Annotated in this window: 21 protein-coding genes; 3 read left to right on the top strand and 18 right to left on the bottom strand. The window is 57.6% G+C overall.

Going from position 1 to position 21,228, the window contains the following annotated elements; all coding sequences use genetic code 11:
* Window positions 1-222: 222 nt before the first annotated feature.
* From UTM25_RS04095 to pdxB, 10 genes are all read right to left on the bottom strand, one after another.
* On the bottom strand, window positions 223-792 hold the full coding sequence (locus tag UTM25_RS04095; protein ID WP_194400360.1) for a UbiX family flavin prenyltransferase: 570 nt from the start codon (window positions 790-792) through the stop codon (window positions 223-225).
* An 89-nt stretch (window positions 793-881) separates the two neighbouring features.
* Window positions 882-2,399, bottom strand: a complete 1,518-nt coding sequence (purF, locus tag UTM25_RS04090; RefSeq protein ID WP_024908947.1) for an amidophosphoribosyltransferase — start codon at window positions 2,397-2,399, stop codon at window positions 882-884.
* 33 nt (window positions 2,400-2,432) lie between these two features.
* Window positions 2,433-2,921, bottom strand: coding sequence for a colicin V production protein (cvpA, locus tag UTM25_RS04085; RefSeq protein WP_000262116.1), 489 nt, complete (start codon window positions 2,919-2,921; stop codon window positions 2,433-2,435).
* A 229-nt stretch (window positions 2,922-3,150) separates the two neighbouring features.
* Window positions 3,151-3,843: a cell division protein DedD gene (dedD, locus tag UTM25_RS04080; protein ID WP_023312562.1), complete on the bottom strand. Its 693-nt coding sequence runs from the start codon at window positions 3,841-3,843 to the stop codon at window positions 3,151-3,153.
* A complete protein-coding gene (gene folC, locus UTM25_RS04075) occupies window positions 3,833-5,101 on the bottom strand; it encodes a bifunctional tetrahydrofolate synthase/dihydrofolate synthase (RefSeq protein ID WP_194400358.1) in 1,269 nt (422 codons plus the stop codon). The genes dedD and folC overlap by 11 nt, the downstream gene beginning before the upstream one ends.
* A gap of 70 nt (window positions 5,102-5,171) precedes the next feature.
* Window positions 5,172-6,077: an acetyl-CoA carboxylase, carboxyltransferase subunit beta gene (accD, locus tag UTM25_RS04070; RefSeq protein WP_003861408.1), complete on the bottom strand. Its 906-nt coding sequence runs from the start codon at window positions 6,075-6,077 to the stop codon at window positions 5,172-5,174.
* Window positions 6,078-6,231: 154 nt separating this feature from the next.
* Window positions 6,232-6,891 (bottom strand): DedA family protein, encoded by a 660-nt coding sequence (locus UTM25_RS04065; protein ID WP_008502599.1) that lies wholly within the window; start codon window positions 6,889-6,891, stop codon window positions 6,232-6,234.
* A gap of 28 nt (window positions 6,892-6,919) precedes the next feature.
* Window positions 6,920-7,732 (bottom strand): tRNA pseudouridine(38-40) synthase TruA, encoded by an 813-nt coding sequence (gene truA / locus UTM25_RS04060; protein WP_194400356.1) that lies wholly within the window; start codon window positions 7,730-7,732, stop codon window positions 6,920-6,922.
* Complete coding sequence (locus UTM25_RS04055; protein ID WP_194400354.1) at window positions 7,732-8,745, bottom strand: aspartate-semialdehyde dehydrogenase; 1,014 nt, start codon at window positions 8,743-8,745, stop codon at window positions 7,732-7,734. Before UTM25_RS04055 ends, truA begins: the two co-directional genes overlap by 1 nt.
* 67 nt (window positions 8,746-8,812) lie before the next feature.
* Entirely contained in the window at window positions 8,813-9,949 is a 1,137-nt protein-coding gene (pdxB, locus tag UTM25_RS04050) for a 4-phosphoerythronate dehydrogenase PdxB (RefSeq protein WP_194400352.1), read from the bottom strand.
* A 113-nt stretch (window positions 9,950-10,062) separates the two neighbouring features.
* Here pdxB and flk point away from each other — a divergent pair, with 113 nt between their 5' ends.
* Window positions 10,063-11,067: a flagella biosynthesis regulator Flk gene (flk, locus tag UTM25_RS04045; protein ID WP_194400350.1), complete on the top strand. Its 1,005-nt coding sequence runs from the start codon at window positions 10,063-10,065 to the stop codon at window positions 11,065-11,067.
* An 85-nt stretch (window positions 11,068-11,152) separates the two neighbouring features.
* Here flk and UTM25_RS04040 read toward each other — a convergent pair whose 3' ends face one another.
* Together UTM25_RS04040 and fabB are read right to left on the bottom strand one after the other, a co-directional pair.
* The gene (locus tag UTM25_RS04040; RefSeq protein WP_194400348.1) at window positions 11,153-12,331 is read right to left on the bottom strand and encodes an MFS transporter; all 1,179 of its coding nucleotides are present in this window, start codon (window positions 12,329-12,331) and stop codon (window positions 11,153-11,155) included.
* A 207-nt stretch (window positions 12,332-12,538) separates the two neighbouring features.
* Window positions 12,539-13,756, bottom strand: coding sequence for a beta-ketoacyl-ACP synthase I (gene fabB, locus UTM25_RS04035; RefSeq protein ID WP_023336433.1), 1,218 nt, complete (start codon window positions 13,754-13,756; stop codon window positions 12,539-12,541).
* 158 nt (window positions 13,757-13,914) lie between these two features.
* Here fabB and mnmC point away from each other — a divergent pair, with 158 nt between their 5' ends.
* A complete protein-coding gene (gene mnmC, locus UTM25_RS04030; protein WP_194400346.1) occupies window positions 13,915-15,912 on the top strand; it encodes a bifunctional tRNA (5-methylaminomethyl-2-thiouridine)(34)-methyltransferase MnmD/FAD-dependent 5-carboxymethylaminomethyl-2-thiouridine(34) oxidoreductase MnmC in 1,998 nt (665 codons plus the stop codon).
* Window positions 15,913-15,970: 58 nt separating this feature from the next.
* Here the strand turns inward: mnmC and UTM25_RS04025 are convergent, their stop codons facing one another.
* Genes UTM25_RS04025 through prmB form a run of 6 tightly spaced genes read right to left on the bottom strand, consistent with a single transcriptional unit; the run spans window position 15,971 to window position 20,522 of the window.
* Window positions 15,971-16,249 (bottom strand): YfcL family protein, encoded by a 279-nt coding sequence (locus tag UTM25_RS04025; protein WP_023312573.1) that lies wholly within the window; start codon window positions 16,247-16,249, stop codon window positions 15,971-15,973.
* A 13-nt stretch (window positions 16,250-16,262) separates the two neighbouring features.
* A complete protein-coding gene (locus UTM25_RS04020; protein WP_033146101.1) occupies window positions 16,263-16,808 on the bottom strand; it encodes an elongation factor P hydroxylase in 546 nt (181 codons plus the stop codon).
* Window positions 16,808-17,617: a sulfite exporter TauE/SafE family protein gene (locus tag UTM25_RS04015; RefSeq protein ID WP_045354340.1), complete on the bottom strand. Its 810-nt coding sequence runs from the start codon at window positions 17,615-17,617 to the stop codon at window positions 16,808-16,810. The genes UTM25_RS04020 and UTM25_RS04015 overlap by 1 nt, the downstream gene beginning before the upstream one ends.
* Window positions 17,617-18,441: a penicillin-insensitive murein endopeptidase gene (mepA, locus tag UTM25_RS04010; protein WP_194400344.1), complete on the bottom strand. Its 825-nt coding sequence runs from the start codon at window positions 18,439-18,441 to the stop codon at window positions 17,617-17,619. The genes UTM25_RS04015 and mepA overlap by 1 nt, the downstream gene beginning before the upstream one ends.
* Window positions 18,442-18,443: 2 nt before the next feature.
* Entirely contained in the window at window positions 18,444-19,529 is a 1,086-nt protein-coding gene (aroC, locus tag UTM25_RS04005; protein WP_029742149.1) for a chorismate synthase, read from the bottom strand.
* A 60-nt stretch (window positions 19,530-19,589) separates the two neighbouring features.
* Window positions 19,590-20,522 carry a 50S ribosomal protein L3 N(5)-glutamine methyltransferase gene (gene prmB / locus UTM25_RS04000; RefSeq protein ID WP_008502612.1) on the bottom strand — a complete coding sequence of 311 codons (933 nt, stop codon included), beginning with the start codon at window positions 20,520-20,522 and terminating at the stop codon, window positions 19,590-19,592.
* A gap of 145 nt (window positions 20,523-20,667) precedes the next feature.
* On the opposite strand from prmB, the gene smrB reads away from it, so the two are divergent.
* A complete protein-coding gene (gene smrB / locus UTM25_RS03995) occupies window positions 20,668-21,219 on the top strand; it encodes an endonuclease SmrB (protein ID WP_033146105.1) in 552 nt (183 codons plus the stop codon).
* The last annotated feature ends 9 nt before the right edge of the window (window positions 21,220-21,228 follow it).

Genomic DNA, 21,228 nt, shown 5'->3' with positions numbered 1-21,228 from the left:
CAGGTCTTATGCCACATTGCCGTCTGGTCAAAACTTCGACGTTAAATATGTTAATAAAACGTTGCGATATTGCCTTAATGGTGAAAGATAGCAGGTCTGCCGAACGAACCGGAAAGAGAAAAAGGGAAAAAACGAATTAAATGTCGAGGATATGATCGCCGTTGCATAATTGCCCTGAAACAGGGCAACGTCTCTTTTCATGCACTCTGTTTGTGCACAGAATCAGGCCCCTTGCCAGCGGGTGAAGAGATCTTCGGGCAGGTCGATGTCAAACTGATCCAGCACGCGGTTAACGGTCTGATTAATCACGTCATCCAGCGAGGTCGGGCGATGATAAAACGCCGGAACCGGCGGCATGATGATGGCCCCAAGTTCGGAGGCCTGGGTCATTAAACGCAGATGGCCGAGATGCAGCGGCGTTTCCCGCACGCAGAGCACAAGAGGACGACGCTCCTTCAGCACCACATCCGCCGCGCGCGTCACCAGAGTGTCGGTATAGCTGTTCACAATGCCGGAGAGCGTTTTAATTGAACAGGGCAGGATAACCATGCCGGCCGTTTTAAACGAGCCTGAGGAGATGCTGGCGGCGATATCACGGGCATCGTGAACCACGTCCGCCAGTGCCTGAACATCGCGCAGGGAGAGATCGGTTTCCAGAGAGAGGGTCTGCCGTGCCGCCTGGCTCATCACCAGATGGGTCTCGACTTCCGCCACGTTACGCAGAACCTGTAACAGACGTACGCCGTAAATCGCGCCGCTGGCGCCGCTGAGCCCAACAATGAGTCGTTTCATGATTTTCGCCCTTACTGATTTCAGGGCAGACTGTGCAGGATTTTGCGGGGAGTTGCAAGTGAGGGCATTCGCCCTCACCTGCCGGAGCATCAACCTTCGTTGTGCATCTCTAAGCTTTCAAGATCGTTCTGCATCTGAACGGCTTTCGCATCGTCGTTGCGCAGAGAATCAAGATAGTCGAGGTACTGCTGGTCAACGTCTTTGGTCACGTAAATACCGTTGAACACGGAGCATTCAAACTGCTGAATTTCCGGGTTCTCGGCACGCACCGCGTCGATGAGATCGTTCAGATCCTGGAAAATCAGGCCGTCGGCACCGATGATCTGGCGAATTTCATCCACTTCACGACCGTGAGCGATCAGCTCGTTGGCGGTTGGCATATCGATGCCGTACACGTTCGGGAAGCGAATCTCTGGCGCGGCAGAGGCCAGGTAAACTTTCTTCGCACCCGCTTCGCGCGCCATCTCGATAATCTGCTCAGAGGTGGTGCCGCGAACGATGGAGTCATCCACCAGCAGAACGTTCTTGTCGCGGAATTCCGCGCGGTTGGCGTTCAGCTTGCGGCGCACGGACTTACGGCGCAGGTGCTGGCCCGGCATGATAAAGGTGCGGCCAACGTAGCGGTTCTTCACGAAGCCCTGACGGTATGGCTTGTCCAGAATGCGGGCGATCTCCAGCGCGATATCGCAGGAGGTTTCCGGGATAGGAATAACCACGTCGATGTCGAGATCGTCCCATTCGCGGGCAATTTTCTCGCCCAGCTTCGTGCCCATGTTGACGCGCGCGCTGTAGACGGAAATCTTGTCGATGAAGGAATCCGGGCGGGCGAAGTAAACGTATTCAAACAGGCACGGGTTACTGACCGGGTTATCGGCACACTGGCGGGTAAACAGCTGGCCCTTCTCGGTGATATAGACCGCTTCGCCCGGCGCAACGTCACGCAGGAACTCGAAGCCCAGGGTATCCAGCGCCACGCTCTCAGAGGCAACCATGTATTCGGTACGGCCATCGCCGAGATCGCGTTTGCCGAGCACCAGTGGACGAATGCCGTTTGGATCGCGGAAGGCAACCATTCCGTGACCGATAATCATCGCTACGCAGGCGTACGCGCCGCGGATCTGGCGGTTCGTCGCGGCAATCGCAGCAAAGATGTTGTCTGCTTCCAGCGGATAGTGACGGAAGTTATCCAGCTCGCTGGCGAACACATTGAGCAGGATTTCAGAATCAGAGGTGGTGTTAATGTGGCGACGTTTCTCTTCGAACAGCTTTTTACGCAGCTCATGCGCGTTGGTCAGGTTGCCGTTGTGAGCAAGGGTGATGCCATACGGTGAGTTGACGTAGAAAGGCTGTGCCTCAGAGGCGCTGGAACTGCCAGCAGTAGGATAACGAACGTGACCGATCCCCATATTACCTTGCAGACGCTGCATATGGCGGGCTTCAAACACATCGTTTACCAGGCCATTCGCCTTGCGTAAACGGAAGCAGTTGTTTGCATCAATGGTGATGATACCCGCAGCATCCTGCCCACGGTGCTGAAGCACCGTTAACGCGTCATAAATCGACTGGTTTACCGGCATGAAACCGGCGATACCGACAATACCGCACATTCGTCTTTTCCTCGTTAAGCCACATCTCAGGGTTTATGCCCTGGGCAAAAAACTCGACGAGCTTTGCAGATAGTCAAAGAACCATCTGATGATGAAGCTGAACTCTGGAATGAGCTGCGATTTCTGCCAGTCTTCGCTTTTGGAGAACCCGGTGAAGGTATCCAGGAAGAACAGGATCGCGGCCACAATCAGCACGCCTCGTAACGCTCCGAAACAGATCCCGAGCACCCTGTCCGTTCCTGACAGACCGGTTTTCTCGACCAGCTGACCTATCACGTAATTCACGATAGCGCCGACAATCAGCGTTGCGATAAACAGCACCGCGATGGCAATTCCGTTTCGGACCAGTTCATCTTCAAAGCCCGTGAACCAGACAGACAGGTAAGTGTAGTAATGACTGGCAACAAAGAAAGCACAACCCCAGGTTACCAGCGATAACGCTTCACGAACAAAGCCACGGATCAGGCTAACCAGACAGGAAAAACCAATCACCGCAATGATGGCGTAATCAATCCAGACCATATGTGTCCCACGATTTAACGCCCTGTCATCCAGTTCGGGGCGAATTCTAACAGAAAAAGAAAACGTTTGCGTAGGGATTTCCTTCCCGCGCGTAAATAAAAAAGGCGCTGAAAAAATGTTCAACGCCACGGTCCATTTGACGTCTCTGTGGACGTCTGCTCCCCCCTCACCCCAGCCCTCTCCCTCAAGGGAGAGGGAGCAAACCACTCCGGGGAGGGGTAAGATCTTTTCAGTTCGCGCTGTAGCCCATCACCACACCGCTCAGGCCGGAGATCTGCTTCAGCTCACCGAGTGAACCTTTAAGCTTATCTTTGGACGCTTCTGGCCCCACGAGGATACGGGTAATTTTACCCTGCACCGGCGTGGAAGGTGAAGTGTAAACACGATATCCCGCACTGCGCAGTTTGCTCACGACCTCGTTGACCTTATCGGCATTTTTCAGCGCGCCGAGCTGCACAACGTACGCTTTTCCGGTCGGTGCCGCGTCTTGTTTTGCCGGCGGCGGGGTTTCTGACGCGGCAGCCAGCTGCTCTGCGGCTTTATCCCGCTGCGGTTTCGGCTGCGGCTGCGGCTTCTCAACCGGCTTCGGTTTTTCAACAGGTTTAGGCTGCTCTACCGGCACCGGATCGATATCGCTGCTGCTCGCTGCCGCCAGGCGTGACGGATCGAGCGACGGTGCGGCGGCATCGCCTGCACGCACCTCTTCCGCCGCCCCTTCCGGCGGCTGAGCAGGCAGCGCCTGCGTCGCCGCGGGCAGCATATCCGGCTCATCGCGGTCACCCGGTTTAGGGACTAGCGGAATAGCGGCAAACTCATCCTGATAATGCTTTTTCTGCCCGTCGAGCAGACCCGGGAGAATAATCACCCCGAGCGCGACCAGCACAATGGTTCCTGTTAAACGGTTCTGAAACTTACTCGCCACCGGTTCTCCCCGCGTCCATCACTTCCATGACATGTGCCACCGTGTGGAATGAACCACACACCAGCACGGTATCTTCTGGTTTAGCATCCGCCATCGCGGCATGCCAGGCCTGAGCCACGCTACTATAGATTGCGCCTTTGCCGAGATGTTCCATCAGCTGCTCAGCCGTCGCGCCGCGCGGCCCCTCCAGTGGAGCACAATACCAGCTATCGACTACACTCTCCATGCAGGCCAGCGTCCCGCCGATATCTTTATCATGAAGCATACCGATAACCGCCAGCACGCGCCCGGTTTTTGGTAACGATTTGAGACGTCCCGCGAGATACGCCGCCGCATGCGGGTTATGCGCCACGTCCAGAATCAGGCGCGGTGACTCGCTGACAATCTGGAAACGCCCGGGCAGAATTGCGCTCTGAATACCGTCGCGGATCGCCTGCTCGCTGACCACAAGGCCGCTGGCGCGCAGTGCCGCCAGCGCGGTGGCTGCGTTCGGCTGCGGCACCTGCGGCAGCGGCAGATTGTCCAGCGCGCCCTGGGCATCGCTGAAGCGCCAGCCGTTATCCTGAACCTCATACTGCCAGTCAACGCCGCGGCGCAGGAGACGCGCGCCCTTCTCGTTTGCCACGTCAGCAATGGTGTGCGGCATGTCCGGCTCGCCGACCACGGCGGGTTTATTCGCCCGAAAAATTCCTGCCTTCTCGCGGCCAATGCTTTCACGATCCGGTCCCAGCCAGTCGATATGGTCCAGCGCAATGCTGGTGACCACCGCCACGTCCGCATCCACCATATTGGTCGCATCAAGACGTCCGCCGAGGCCGACCTCAAGGATCACCACATCCAGCTGCGCCTGTTTGAACAGCCACAACGCCGACAGGGTGCCGTATTCAAAATAGGTTAATGAGATCTCACCGCGTGCGGCTTCAATTTCCGCGAACGACGCCGTATGCGCCGATTCCGGCAGCTCGCTGTTCTGCACGCGAACGCGCTCGGTGTAGCGGACCAGGTGTGGAGAGCTGTACACGCCTACCCTGTAACCCGCAGCCATCAGGACAGATTCCAGCGTGCGGCAGGTCGTGCCTTTACCGTTGGTACCCGCGACGGTGAACACGAAAGGTGCCGGTTTGAGCACATCAAGACGCGCGGCGACCTGGCTTACGCGCTCAAGCCCCATATCGATGGTTTTACTGTGCAGGTTTTCCAGATAAGAAAGCCACGCGGCCAGGGGCGACGTGGCTTGGGGAATGCTTTTATTTTCCATAATGCCCGGTTGTCATTAACAGATTAGAAAGCAAAAGGGCAGCGCCAACCGGCCCTGCCCTTTTCAGTTATCAGGCCTCGGGTTCCTGATCCGGTACCACCACGCCTTCGCGCGGCTCATCCGGGTTCGGCGCTGGAAGATTCATCAGCTTCGCCAGGATGCTCGCCAGCTTCAGGCGCATTTCCGGACGGCGGACGATCATATCGATAGCGCCTTTCTCAATGAGGAACTCACTGCGCTGGAAGCCCGGCGGCAGTTTTTCACGAACGGTTTGCTCGATAACGCGGGGACCCGCAAAGCCGATCAGCGCTTTTGGCTCAGCGATGTTCAGGTCACCCAGCATCGCGAAGCTCGCGGAGACGCCGCCCATGGTTGGGTCGGTCAGCACGGAGATGTACGGCAGACCGCGCTCCTGCATTTTCGCCAGCGCAGCAGAGGTTTTCGCCATCTGCATCAGCGACATCAGCGCTTCCTGCATACGCGCGCCGCCGGAGGCAGAGAAGCAGATCAGCGGACAGTTGTCTTCCAGCGCCTGCTCAACGGCACGCACGAAGCGCGCACCGACCACGGAGCCCATTGAGCCGCCCATAAAGGAGAACTCAAACGCAGCGGCAACAACCGGCATCTCATGCAGGGTGCCCTTCATGACGATCAGCGCGTCTTTCTCGCCGGTCTCTTTCTGCGCAGAGGCCAGACGATCTTTGTATTTTTTGGAATCGCGGAACTTCAGCACGTCTTTTGGCTCGAGTTCGCTACCCAGCTCTACCAGAGAGCCTTCGTCCAGCAGGCTATGCAGACGGTTGCGCGCCGACATACGCATATGGTGGTCACACTTCGGACACACCTCAAGGTTGCGTTCCAGCTCTGCGCGATACAGAACCTGACCGCAGCTATCACACTTCGTCCATACCCCTTCAGGAATGCTCGCTTTGCGCGTTGGGGTAATGTTGCTTTTAATTCGTTCAATCCAGCTCATTGATAACCTTTCTGCCTGAACCTGGTCGTATGCCAGTTTTGCTATAAGAGGCGAATAATGCCATTTTTGCCTCCAACAGACCATGAATGTTGCACATTAAAACATAACAGCCCGAAACTTTGGATAAAAAAGTGGTCGAACCGCCAGCGTACATTTACTTCGCTTGCTTTGCCGCCGCGCGTTTGTGACGAATAATCTCGATAACGCCAGGCAGTACGGAAAGCACAATAATTGCTACAATCAGTAACTTAAGGTTTTCCTGAACCACCGGCAAGTCGCCAAACAGGTAGCCTGCATAGGTAAACAACAGCACCCACAGCAGCGCGCCCACGACGTTATACATCGCAAAATGACGATAGGACATATGCCCCATTCCCGCCACAAACGGTGCAAATGTGCGCACAATAGGCACAAAACGCGCAAGGATAATGGTTTTTCCACCATGGCGTTCATAGAACGCATGGGTTTTATCTAAATAGCTGCGACGGAAAATTTTCGAATCAGGATTGCTGAACAGCCGCTCACCGAATACCCGTCCAATCGTATAGTTGACCGCATCACCGACAATGGCGGCAATCACCATCAGCACAACCATAAGATGCACGTTCAGATCGTTAGTGGGCAACGCCGAGAGCGCCCCGGCAACGAACAGCAGTGAATCCCCTGGCAGGAATGGGGTAACGACCAGTCCGGTTTCACAAAACAGAATGAGGAACAGAATGGCGTAGACCCAGACGCCATACTGCGCGACCAGCTCCGCCAGGTGAACATCAATATGCAGAATGAAATCAATCAGAAAACGAATTACGTCCATATTGTCTAAGCCCTAATTGCACCTTTGTTTAGTCCGCTAAAAACAGCGGGCCCATTGGCGGTTTCGGCAGGTCAAATCGATCCGGATAGTCTACTGAGACCAGATACAATCCTTCCGCTTTCGCCGTGGCTGCCGCAAGCGTTCTGTCCTTCGCTGCCAGCAGGTCTGCAATCCAGCTCTCCGGCTGGTGTCCGGCACCCACTTCCATCAGGCTGCCCACAATATTCCTAACCATATGATGTACAAAGGCATTGGCTTTGATATCCACCACCACATACGCGCCAAAACGGTTGACGTTTATGTGCATGACGTTGCGCCACGGCGTGCGGGACTGACACTGCACCGCACGAAACGACGTAAAGTCATTTTCACCAATCAGACACTGCGCCGCGCGATGCATACGTTCCGCATCAAGCGGTTCATAAAAATGCGTCACGCCCTGGCTTAACACCGCCGGACGCAGGCGCTGGTTGTAGATGACATAACGGTAGCGACGCGCCGTGGCGCTGAAGCGCGCGTGAAAATCATCCGGCACAGCTTTTACCCAACGCACCGCAATGTCACCAGGCAAATTCGCATTTACACCCAGCGTCCAGGCGGCATCCTTACGCACGGCGGTGGTTTCAAAGTGAACCACCTGCCCCGTACCGTGAACACCCGCGTCCGTACGTCCTGCGCACAGGACGTTAATCGGCTCGTTTGCCACCTGAGAGAGCGCTTTCTCCAGCTTCTCCTGGACGCTGCGCACCTCGTTCTGACGCTGCCAGCCATAATATTTACTGCCATCGTACTCTATTCCGAGGGCAATTCTATGGACCGGCTTTTGTTCCACGTCTGACATCAGTACAGGTACTCCTGCACCAGTTTCTCAGCGATTTTGACCGCCATCAGCGCGCCGCCAAAGCGAACGTTGTCGGCAACGGACCAGAACTGAACCTGTTCCGGCATGCCGTAATCGTTACGCACGCAGCCAACGGAAAGATGCGCGTTACCGGTGGCATCGCCAACCTGCGTCGGGAACTCGCTCTCTTCAGAGAGCACGATGTCTTCACCGCGGCCAAACGCATCGCGCGCTTCTTCTGCCGCCAGCGGGCGGAGGGCTTCAAAGCCAACCATCTGCGCGTGGCCGTAGAAGACCGGGGACTGTACGACGTTCGCGGAGATCATCAGGCCATCATCCTGCAGAATTTTACGCACTTCATCGACGATACGACGCTCTTCGCGTACAGAACCTTCGCGATCCGGCAGCAGCGGCAGCATGTTGAATGCCAGCTGGCGGCCAAAGTAATCATCTTCGTCAATCGGGATACCGTTCAGCAACTTCGCGCTCTGCCCGGCCAGCGCGTCAACGGCCTTTTTGCCGTTCGCGGACGCGGACAGCAGGCTGGTGACGGTAATGCGCGACAGGCCACCGTCGTCGATCAGCGGTTTCAGGGCGGTCAGCAGCTGGCTGGTCAGGCTGTTCGGTACCGCAATAACGTTACGGTTACGGTAGTCAGCCAGCACAAACGGGTTTACGTCCGGCACTACCAGCGGCACATCCGGCTCCATCGAGAACAGACCGCTCAGGTCGATCACCAGGCAGCCTGCGTTTGTCGCCTCTTCAACGTACGCAGCAGTCGCTTCAGCGCCCGCGGCGAAAAACGCCAGCTGCGCCTGCGTCCAGTCGAACGCTGCCGCATCCTGGACCATGACGGATTTACCGTTAAAACGCAGATGCTCACCTGCGCTGTCAGTACGCGCCAGCGCAGAGATGTCGCCCACCGGGAACTGACGCTCAGCAAGGGTTTCGAGCAGGGCTTCACCCACGGCACCCGTGGCACCTAAAATGGCAATGTTCCAGCCTTCAGACATGGTGGTTTACTCCAGAAATAAAAAAGCGTCCCTGTCGGAGTATCCGACAGGGAGCATTAAGAAGACATTAACGTGCCGGGTGATGAACGGCGTTAAACCCCAGCTTATGCAGCAGCGTCGCCGCCGACGCGTCGTCGCACATCACATACAGGGAAGACCACTCGCGGCGCTCAACATAGTTCTTGCGCAGCTTATCAAACTCACCCGGGATCCCCGCCACTTTACGCAGCAGCGCATCATCGCGGCGCACATCATACACCAAATGCACCAGCCTTTTCAGCGTTGCCTGATCGAGCGGGCCGTGCAGGGTAATGCGGCCAAATTCAGGCGCGGGGAGCAAGGTATCCAGCGCCACCTGCTGCGGATTGCCGATAAAAGTGCTGTAGGCTTCGAAGACCTGCGTGGTGCCGCGGGCTTTGCCCTCCAGGGTATAACCGGCGATATGCGCCGTGCCTACGTCCACCTTGTTAAGCAGCTCAACGTTGAGATCCGGCTCCGGCTCCCAGACGTCCAGCACCACGCTGAGGTCTTGTCCTTCATTCAGACATGTCAGCAGCGCAGCGTTATCGACTACCGGACCACGGCAGGCATTTATCAGAATAGTGCCAGCCTTCAGACGACGGATCAGCGCCTCATCAGCAAGATGCAGCGACTTATACGGCCCCTCTTTAAACAGCGGCGTGTGGAAAGTCAGTACGTCACACTGTTCAACCAGCTCATCCAGCGAGCGGAAATCCCCGTCATCGCCGTTGTCTTTACGCGGCGGATCGCACAGCAGCGTGCGGATCCCTAACGCTTCCAGGCGCTTTTGCAGGCGCCCGCCGACGTTACCCACGCCGACAATCCCCACGGTGCGGTCCTTAAGCGCAAACCCGTCGCGCTCGGCCAGCATCAGCAGGGAGGAGAAGACGTATTCCACAACGGCGATGGCGTTACAGCCCGGCGCGGCGGAAAAACCGATTCCGGCCTGCTTCAGCCATTTATCATCCACATGATCGGTCCCTGCCGTTGCGGTTCCGACAAACTTAATCGCTTTACCGGCGAGCAACGCCTCATTTACTTTAGTCACCGAGCGCACCATCAGCGCGTCTGCGTCATCCAGTTCGTTGACCGGGATCGGGCGACCAGGGACAGCCTTAACGTTACCCAGGCGGCTAAACAGCTCACGGGCGTAAGGCATATTTTCATCAACGAGGATTTTCACGTCTGAGTACCTGTTTGAGAGGAAGAAAACCTGTCAAGTGTGCCATAATCTGGCCGCCAGGCATATATGTATGCCTGGTTTACGCTGAGTTTTGACTTTAAGGATTTTTGACGATGCAGCCCATTTCAGGTACGCCGCCACGCCCTCCGGGTGAAGGCCCCGTCACGCCAAACGTTGCCGGTGAACAACCGCTATCCACGCAACAGCGCACCGTGCTGGAGCGACTGATCACGCGCCTGATTGCGCTGACTTCACAGCAAAACGCGGAAGTCTGGGCCGGGGTAAAGCATGATTTAGGCGTGAGGAACGACGCACCGCTGCAGTCGCGCCATTTCCCTGCGGCCGAGCAAAACCTGAACCAGCGTATTAATACCGCGCAGCAGAACCACACCACGCGCCAGATTGTCGCTCAGCTGACCGAGCTGCTGGGCCAGGGCAATAACCGGCAGGCGGTGAGCGATTTTATTCGCCAGCAGTATGGTCAGACCGCACTGGGCCAGCTGACGCCCGATCAGCTCAAAACCGTGCTGACCCTGCTGCAGAACAACGAGCTGTCTATCCCGCAGCCTCAGGTGCGCCCGGCAACCGAGCGTCCGCTGCTGCCAGCCGAGCACAACACGCTCAAGCAGATGGTGACGAAGCTGGCTGCGGCCACCGGCGAACCGACGAAGCTTATCTGGCAATCCATGCTGGAGCTGTCCGGCGTGAAGGCGGGTGAGTTAATCCCGGCCAAACAGTTTACTCATCTGGTGACCTGGCTCCAGGCGCGCCAGACGCTCAGCACCCAGAATGCCCCTACCCTGCATACCGTCCAGGCGGCACTGAAGCAGCCGCTTGAGCCGCACGAGTTTGAAGTCATCCGGGATTACGCCCAGCAAAACTGGCAGGCCACGCCGCAAACGGTTCTGACCACCGCGCAGGTGCAGGATCTGCTCAATCAAATCTTCGTTCGCCGCGCCGAGCGTGAGGGCGGCGTGCCGGAGGTGAGAAACATTCAGCCGCTCTACAGCCCGCTGTTTGCGCCGGTCGTCGAGACGTTCAGAACGCTCTCTGCACGTCCGGGGTTGATGTTTATTGCGCTACTGATTGCGCTGGCGATTTTCTGGCTGGTTGCTTAACACTGCCGGGTGGCGGCTTCGCATTACCCGGCCTACGGTTCGTTCGGTTGTAGGCCCGGTAAGCGAAGCGCCACCGGGCATAAATCTACGATCTGCGAAACGCCACCAGCGTCACCACGATCCCAACCACCGCAGAAACCGCGCCGGCCAGAAAGACGGACGGATAACCAAACGAGGTGGCTAACACCCCGGCCAGCGGCCCGGTTACTCCGTATGAGATATCCTGAAACGCCGCATAGCCGCCCAGCGCCGTACCGCGCACCTGCGGAGCCACGCGCTTCACCACCTCAACGCCGAGCGCAGGGAAGATCAGTGAACAGCCGCAGCCGGTTAGCGCCGCGCCAAGCAGCGCAACGGATGCCACGGGAGCATTCCACAGCAGCAGCAGGCCCACTGTCTCTATCATCAACGACGCTACCGCAACCTTCACGCCGCCAAAGCGATCCGGCATCCAGCCAAAAAGCACGCGCATCAGCACAAACGCGCCGCCAAACGCGGTAAGCGTAAAACCGGCCATCGCCCAGCCGCGGCTCATAAAATAGAGCGAGACGAAGGTACCGATCACCGCAAAACCCACGCCCTGCAGCGCCAGGCCAAGACCCGGCTGCCAGATTTGACCGACCACGCTCCACAGGGAAGGACGCTCGCCTTTGTGCGCGGGCACTTTACGCACCGAGCCGTTAAACGCCCACGCCAGCAGGGGTAAAGCCATGGTGGTGGCGGCCAGCGCCGCAAACCCAAACTGGCTATTAATCAGCAGCCCAAGCGGTGCGCCTGCGGCCAGCGCGCCATAGATGGCCATACCGTTCCAGGACATCACCTTGCCGGAGCGTGCGGGCCCCACCAGCCCCATTCCCCAGGTCAGGGTGCCGGTCAGCAGCTGGCTTTCACCGAAGCCAAGGATTAAACGGCCCAGCACCAGCAGCGCAAACTTATAGGCGGCGTCTACCGGCAGGAGAGCAGCCAGCAGCCATGCGCCGCCCGCCAGCCCACAGGCAAACATTCCCTGTAACGCCGAGCGTTTTGCACCGTGTTGATCCGCCAGCCGTCCGGCGTAGCCGCGGGTCAATACCGTGGCTAAAAACTGAATGCCCACGGCAATGCCGACCATGGTGTTGCCATAGCCCAGTTCCTGATGAACGAACAGCGGGATCACCGGCAGCGGCAGGCCAACGGTCATATAGGTCAGAAATACCGCAAAAGCGATACGGAACAACGAGACGTTCGCTGAAGGGGTTGTTTCTGTTTGAGTTACTGCAGTCATGCTTTACTCCGAAATGAAGAGTAAGGCGGGGAAATGCCACGCCCCCTCTACCTGATTATCAGGATTAAGGTGCGTTGGTTGACGTTAAACGCTTACGCATTATCGTGAGGATAATGTTGAGGGGTGAAGTTTGCCTGTGAGATCAGCCGCTTGTCAATGCATAAAAAAGGGAGCCTTATGGCTCCCTTCCGGAATCAAACGTAAAACTTATGCTTTCAGCTTACGCATAACCAGCGTGGCGTTGGTGCCACCGAAGCCGAAGCTGTTTGACATGACGGTGGTCAGCGTCGCTTCCGTTGGTTTGGTCACGATGTTCAGGCCAGCAGCCTGCTCGTCCATCTCATCGATGTTGATGCTTGGCGCGATAAAGCCGTTTTCCAGCATCAGCAGAGAGTAGATCGCTTCCTGCACGCCAGCCGCACCCAGAGAGTGACCGGTCATGGCTTTAGTCGCGGAGATCGCCGGGCTGTTGTCGCCGAAGACTTCACGGATCGCACCCAGCTCTTTCACGTCGCCTACCGGAGTAGAGGTACCGTGGGAGTTCAGGTAGTCGATTGGGGTGTCAACGCCGTGCATCGCCATCTTCATACAACGCACCGCGCCTTCGCCGGATGGCGCAACCATGTCGGCGCCATCAGACGTTGCACCGTAGCCCACGATTTCAGCGTAGATGTGCGCGCCACGTGCCAGAGCATGCTCCAGTTCTTCAACCACAACCATACCGCCGCCGCCAGCGATAACGAAACCGTCACGGTGCGCATCATAGGTACGGGAGGCTTTATCCGGGGTTTCATTGTACTTGGTGGACAGTGCGCCCATCGCGTCGAATTCACAGGCCATTTCCCAGCCCAGCTCTTCGCCGCCGCCAGCAAATACGATGTCCTGTTTACCCAGTTGGATCTGCTCAACAGCATTACCGATGCAGTGCGCGGAAGTCGCACACGCGGAGCTGATGGAGTAGTTCACGCCGTGGATTTTGAATGGGGTCGCCAGGCACGCGGAAACCGCAGAACCCATGGCTTTTGTTACCACGTACGGACCTACTGCTTTCAGACCACGCGGGCTACGCATTGCGTCAGCGCCGAATACCTGCGCTTTTGATGAGCCGCCGGAACCGGCGATCAGACCCACGCGCGGGTTGTTCTGATAAACCTCTTCGCTCAGGCCGGAATCTTTGATCGCTTCCTGCATGGAGAGATAAGCATAAATAGAGGCATCGTTCATGAAACGAACCACTTTGCGGTCAATCAAACCGGTGGTGTCCAGTTTGACGTTACCCCATACGTGGCTACGCATACCTGAATCTTTAAACTCTTCAGAGAAAGTGATCCCGGAGCGTCCTTCACGCAGAGATGCCAGGACTTCCTGCTGGTTATTACCGATGCTGGAAACAATGCCCAGGCCAGTAATCACTGCACGTTTCATTCAATACCTCTGTAAGTCGCACTATAGTAAGTTTCGAGTCGCACAATAGCGTACACTTGTACGCCGAACAAGTCCGATCAGACATTTTCTGCGGAAATTTGCACCGATGGACTCACATCGTTAAGATCGTGCCACTGCCTGTCAGACGAGTAACTTACGTGAAACAAAACGCTATACAACCCGCCAACCTCGAATTCAACGCTGAGGGTACACCTGTTTCCCGAGATTTTGATGACGTCTATTTTTCTAATGATAACGGACTCGAAGAAACTCGCTATGTTTTCCTCGATGGAAACCAGCTCAGCACCCGCTTCCCGGAGCATCCGCGGAGCCTGTTCGTTGTAGCGGAAAGCGGATTCGGCACCGGGCTCAATTTTCTGACCCTCTGGCAGGCGTTTGACCAGTTTCACGCTGCCCACCCTGAGGCTACGCTACAAAGATTACATTTCATCAGTTTCGAAAAATTCCCGCTCACCGCGCACGATCTGCGGCTCGCTCATCAGCGCTGGCCAGAGCTTGCAGCCTGGGCGGAGCAGCTTCAGGCGCAGTGGCCGCCCCACATCGGCGGCTGCCACCGTCTGATTCTGGACGGCGGACGCGTGACGCTGGATTTATGGCTTGGCGACATCAATGACCTGACCGATACGCTCGATGATTCGATGAACCAGACGGTGGACGCCTGGTTCCTGGACGGTTTTGCTCCCGCCAAAAACCCGGACATGTGGAGCCAGCATCTGTTTAGCGCGATGGCGCGGCTGGCGCGCCCGGGCGCAACGCTTGCCACCTTCACCTCGGCTGGCTTTGTCCGCCGCGGACTGCAGGAGGCGGGCTTTACCATGCAGAAAACCAAAGGTTTTGGCCGCAAGCGCGACATGCTGGTCGGCAGAATGGAGCAGACGCTGGATATTCCCGCACAGGCACCCTGGTTTGCGCGCCGCGCCAGCGCATCCCGTGAGGTGGCGATAGTCGGCGGGGGGATCGCCAGCGCCCTGCTGTCTCTCGCGCTTCTTCACCGCGGCTGGCAGGTCACGCTCTACTGTGCTGACGATGCGCCAGCAAGCGGCGCGTCTGGCAACCGTCAGGGTGCGCTCTATCCGCTTTTAAGCGCGCACGACCCGGCCCTGTTCCGGTTTTTCCCGGCGGCGTTTACCTTCGCCCGTCGCCTGTACGATGCCCTGCCGGTGGCGTTTGACCATGAATGGTGCGGCGTGACGCAGCTCGGCTGGGATGAAAAGAGCCAGCAAAAAATCACGCAGATGCTGTCGCTGGGTCTGCCTGACGAGATTGCCCGTGCGGTAGGTGCGCAAGAGGTGGCAGAGACCGCTGGCGTGGAAACCGGGTGTGGGGGCATTCAGTATCCGCTCGGCGGCTGGCTGTGCCCGGCTGAACTGACCGCGGCAGCCATTGCCCTGGCGCAGTCGCGCGGGCTGACGGTGCATTATGCTCACAAGGTTGAATCGTTGAGCCGGACAGAACGCTGGAATCTGCGTTTTGCCGATGGCAAAGAGGCGAGTCATGCCAGCGTTGTGCTGGCAAACGGGCATAACATCAGCCAGTTTATCCAGACAGAGTCATTGCCGGTTTATCCGGTCGGCGGCCAGGTAAGCCATATTCCTTCCGCGCCTGAACTGAGCAAACTGCGTCAGGTGCTGTGCTATGACGGCTATCTGACGCCGCAAAATCCGTCTAACGGCCACCACTGCATCGGGGCCAGCTATCATCGTGGCGAAACGGATATGCGCTACAGCGAAGCGGATCAGGCCCAGAACCGCCAGCGTCTGATTGACTGTTTCCCGGATGCGGCGTGGGCGAAAGAGGTTGACGTCAGCGAGGGTGACGCGCGCTGCGGCGTGCGCTGCGCCACCCGCGATCATCTGCCGATGGCGGGAAATGTGCCGGTCTATGATGCGACGCTTGAGGCCTATCAGGATCTTGCTGAACGCAAGGAAACGGCGGCGGCCTCGCCGGTGTATCCGGAGCTGTTTATGCTGGGTGGATTAGGATCTCGCGGGCTGTGTTCCGCACCGCTGCTGGCAGAAGTGTTAGCTGCGCAAATGAGCGGCGAGCCGATTCCGCTGGACAGGGTTACGCTTGCGGGGCTGAATCCGAATCGATTATGGGTACGGAAACTGCTGAAGGGGAAGAAGGTTAAGTAGGGTGCGGTCTGGTGCCCTCATCCCGTCCCTCTCCCACAGGGAGAGGGAGGTGAAACACTTACTTCGCTTTCGCCTGCTGGAACAAAGTGTCCCACATGCCTAACACCAGAGACTGATCGCGCGGCGAGAGCTCTCCGGCCTGAATGGCTTTCTCCAGACTGCGGGCCACTTCGGCGTGAACGGCGTCGGCAGAGTGATCGTCCCCCGCTTCCAGCTCGGCTACCGCGAGCGTCAGGTGACCACGCAGATAACCGCTGGCGAACAGCTCATCATCACTGGCGTGTTCCACCATGTCATCAATTAACGCCAGAATGCGTGATTCAAATTCTGCGATCATCTTCTTTCCTCTGTTAAAGATCTTCCGGCCAAGGGAAGCATTCCGCCGTGATAACCGGCGTGTGGTAATAATTCTGTAAGGCCTCGATCAGGCGTGCCGGACGTTCGGGGATGCCTTTCTCAAGATATTCCATCACCTGCGCGTGAACGCGGCGCTGGAAGACGATACGGTCGGGCTCGAAGTCGCCTTCGAGGTTGTCACAGCTGACGTTGAACGGGAAACCCGCCGCGACGCAGAATAGCCATTCCAGCGCCTGCGGCTTCACTTCCACATCTTCAAACTGGCCCTGAGTGGCGGCATCACGTCCGTCCGGGCAGTACCAGTAACCGAAGTCCACCAGCTCGCGCCGCGCTTTACCCGCAATGCACCAGTGCGAAATCTCGTGCAAGCCGCTGGCATAAAAGCCGTGGGCAAAGACGATGCGGTTATACGGAACCTCCGCATCAGCAGGAAGATAGATCGGTTCGTCGTCGCCTTTAATCAGACGGGTATTAAAATCGTCAGCAAAACAGCCGTCGAAAATCTCAATCAGCTGTTCGTATTTATGCGTACTGTTCATTAGTGCATCCCCAACCAGGTGAGGATCTCCTGTCCATGGCTGTCATAAAGAAGTTTGGCGCTCATTACGGCCGAGACGATGACGATCATCGGGCGAATAAGTTTTTGTCCTTTGCTTAACACCAGACGCGAGCCCGCGCGCGCGCCCAGGAACTGCCCTGCCATCATCACAAATCCGGTTGCCCAGATAACCTTGCCGCCAATGATAAACAGCAGCAGGCCGCCGACGTTTGAGGTCGCGTTGAGCACTTTGGCATGGGCGGTGGATTTGGCGAGGTTAAACCCGGCCAGCGTCACGAACGCCAGCGCATAAAATGAACCCGCCCCCGGCCCGAAGAAACCGTCGTAAAAACCCACACTGCCCCCGGCAACCAGGGCAAACGGCAGGCCGTACAGGCGACGCTGGCGGTCTTCTTCACCGAGCTTTGGCATCAGCAGGAAGTAAAGCCCGATACAGATGACCAGAATCGGCAGGATCTGGCGCAAAATATCGGACTGCACGTGCTGAACCAGCAGCGCGCCCGACGTGGAGCCGATAAAGGTCATCAGGATATTGAGCTTCTGATCGGCCAGACTCACCACCTTACGGCGGATAAAATAGAGCGACGCCGAGAGCGAGCCGCCGCAGGCCTGAAGCTTATTGGTGGCAAGCGCCTGCGCCGGGCTCATGCCCGCCGCCAGCAGAGCTGGCACGGTTAACAACCCGCCGCCGCCCGCGAGCGCGTCGATAAAACCGGCCAGCATGGCCACAAAGAACAGCACCACCAGCAGCAGCGGTGACACCATAAACAGATCGACGAAATTATCCATTAAAGTACATGCTCATCCAGTAGCGCCTGGCAGGAAGGCGGCAACGGAGGCGGTGTCTTCTTCTCAGGCTTAGAGGTTCCAGGTTTTGCCGGCTCAAACCAGCTTTGCAGTTCCGCACCGCAGCCATCGCCTGGCGGAGGTAGCGGCTGCTCTTCACATTCCAGGCTATTCGCCGGGCAGCGCAGACGAACGTGCATGTGCGCACGATGCTGGAACCACGGGCGCACTTTGCGCAGCCAGTCGCGATCGGTTCCGGCATCCAGGCAGAGCTGCTGCTTGATGGCCGGGTTAACGAAAATCCGCGTGACGTCATTATCTTCTGCCGCCAGCTTGATCATGCTGGATACGTCCCGCGTCCAGAGTGATGGCACAACGCGCTTACCGTCGCTCGCCACCAGATCCAGCGCCTGCGGTTTCAGCAGTTGGGCGGAGGTCCAGCGGGCTTTCGGCAGCTGCAGGAAGATATCGACATCCAGTCCGGTCTGGTGGCTGGCGTGTCCACCGTTAAAACGGCCGCCGGCAGGCATTCCCATATCGCCAATCAGCATCGTGCCCAGCCCCAGGTTATGCACCTGATTGCCCAGACGCTGGATGAACAGCACCAGATCCGGGTGGCCGAAATAACGTCGCTGATCGGTGCGCATCACCTGATAGGTATCAGACTGGAGAGGAAGCTCCTGGGCACCGACGATACAGCCGTTGGAAAAGGCACCAATAGACTGCGCGCTCCCCGCCACCGGGTGGGTGATTTTTTGCCATGGCGTCGCGGCCAGACTGGCTCCACTGGCAAGCAGCGCCAGCAGAGCAATTGCGGTTTTTTTCATGTTTACCAGCGTGGAATGGTGGTCGTCACATCCGCATTCTGCGCGCGCTGGCGCAGGAAGTGATCCATCAGCACGATCGCAAGCATCGCTTCTGCGATCGGCACCGCGCGGATCCCCACGCACGGATCGTGACGTCCTTTGGTGATCATCTCAACTTCTTCGCCATCGCGGTTAATCGTGTGGCCCGGCACGGTAATGCTGGAAGTTGGCTTCAGCGCGATGTTGGCAACAATCTGCTGCCCGCTGCTGATACCGCCCAGGATGCCGCCCGCATGGTTGCTCTGGAAGCCTGCCTTCGTGATTTCGTCGCGGTTCTGACTGCCGCGAAGCTGAACCACGTCAAAGCCGTCGCCAATCTCTACGCCCTTCACCGCGTTGATGCTCATCAGCGCGTGGGCAATGTCGGCGTCGAGACGGTCAAATACCGGCTCGCCCCAGCCAGCCGGGACGCCGTCTGCCACCACGGTCACTTTCGCGCCAATGGAGTCGCCCTCTTTTTTCAGGCCACGCATCAGTTCATCCAGCGCCTCAAGCTTGTCGGCATCGGCGCAGAAGAACGGGTTTTGCTCGACCTGGTCCCAGTCCTTGATCGCCAGCGGAATGTCGCCCATCTGGGTCAGACAGCCGCGGATAACGATGCCAAATTTCTGCTGCAGGTATTTTTTAGCAATCGCCCCTGCCGCCACGCGCATCGCGGTTTCACGCGCGGAAGAACGTCCGCCGCCGCGATAGTCGCGGAAGCCATACTTTTGCTCGTAGGTGTAGTCGGCGTGGCCCGGACGGAAGACGTCTTTGATGGCGCCGTAGTCCTGGGAGCGCTGATCGGTGTTTTCGATCAGCAGACCGATGCTGGTCCCGGTGGTGCGGCCTTCAAAGACGCCGGAGAGAATTTTGACCTGGTCCGGCTCGCGACGCTGCGTGGTGTAGCGAGAGGTGCCCGGGCGACGACGGTCGAGGTCGTGCTGTAAATCGGCTTCGGTCAGTTCGATGCCTGGCGGTACGCCATCAACGATACAGCCCAGCGCCAGCCCGTGTGACTCGCCAAAGGTGGTCACGCGGAATAACTGTCCAATACTGTTTCCTGCCATCACGGCTCCGATGTTGTTGTTTGTGTTTGAGCGTTGTGAAACGGGCCGAAGCCCGCTGGATTAATCTTTATAGATGCTGAAGTGTTCGCGCGCGTCGAGCAGCTGCGCTTTGGTCAGCATAAAGACGCCGTCACCGCCGTTGTCGAACTCAAGCCAGGTGAACGGCACATCCGGGTACTGCTCTATCAGATGTACCATGCTGTTGCCCACTTCACAAATCAGAACGCCGTCGTCGGTCAGGTAATCCGGCGCGCAGGCCAGAATGCGGCGCGTCAGCTTCAGGCCGTCAGAGCCCGACGCCAGACCGAGCTCCGGCTCGTGACGGTATTCGTTCGGCAGATCGGACATGTCTTCCGCATCGACGTACGGCGGGTTGGTAACGATCAGATCGTACTGCAGCGTCGGCAGATCGCGGAACAGGTCAGAGCGAATTGGCGTAACGTGATGGATGAGCCCATGCTCTTCGATGTTGTGCTCGGTCACGGCCAGCGCGTCGGTGGAAATATCGACTGCGTCCACTTCCGCTTCCGGGAAGGCGTACGCGCAGGCAATCGCGATGCAGCCGCTGCCGGTACACATATCGAGAATGTGCTGCGGCTGATGGCCAATCAGGCCTTCAAAGTGGTTGTTGATCAGCTCGCCAATCGGCGAGCGCGGCACCAGCACGCGTTCATCGACATAGAACTCGTGGCCGCAGAACCAGGCTTTGTTGGTCAGGTAGGCGACCGGAATGCGCTCGTTCACGCGGCGGATCACGCGCTCAACGATGCGGTGTTTTTCGCTGGAGGTCAGGCGCGCGGTGCGCATGTCTTCCGGGATATCCAGCGGCAGGTAAAGGGACGGCAGCACCAGCTGCACGGCTTCATCCCACGGGTTATCGGTACCGTGACCGTACCAGATATTGGCGGCGCTGAAGCGGCTAACCGACCAGCGCAACATGTCCTGTATGGTATGCAGCTCGTTTACTGCTTCATCGACAAATATTTTATCCACTCTTTCCTCCAGGGCATGCTCGCATAATTTTCGGCGGCTAGTTTGCCATGAAGACGGCGATAAATCAGCAATGACGCGTCGCGCTTGAGGTTAAAAAATGCGTTTAGTCGGGTACACTGTCGGAAATACGAGATGAGAATGACGAATGAAAAAGAAAACATCGCTCAGCGAGGAGGATCAGGCGCTCTTCCGTCAGCTGATGACAGGGACGCGTAAAATCACGCAGGACACCATCGTCCATCGCCCGCTGCGTAAAAAAATCAGCGAAGTACCGGTCAAACGCCTGCTGCAGGAGCAGGCGGATAACAGCCACTATTTTTCAGATGAATTTCAGCCGCTGCTCAACACGCAAGGGGCTGTGAAGTACGTACGCGAAGACGTCAGTCATTTTGAGCTGAAAAAATTACGCCGCGGAGATTATTCGCCGGAGCTGTTTCTCGATCTGCACGGTTTAACGCAGATGCAGGCGAAACAGGAGCTGGGGGCGTTGATCGCCGCATGTCGCCGTGAACATGTTTTTTGCGCCTGCGTGATGCATGGCCACGGTAAACATATCCTCAAGCAACAGACGCCGCTGTGGCTGGCTCAGCACCCACACGTAATGGCTTTTCATCAGGCACCGAAAGAGTACGGCGGAGATGCCGCGTTGCTGGTGTTGATTGAAGTGGAAGAGTGGCAGCCGCCAGAGTTGCCCTGACAGAATGGC

The organism is Enterobacter sp. 61D5 (assembly GCF_034107965.1).
GTDB lineage: Bacteria > Pseudomonadota > Gammaproteobacteria > Enterobacterales > Enterobacteriaceae > Enterobacter > Enterobacter cloacae_M.
Note: the sequence above shows the minus strand (reverse complement) of the source record. Positions and strands in the feature narration are given on the sequence as shown.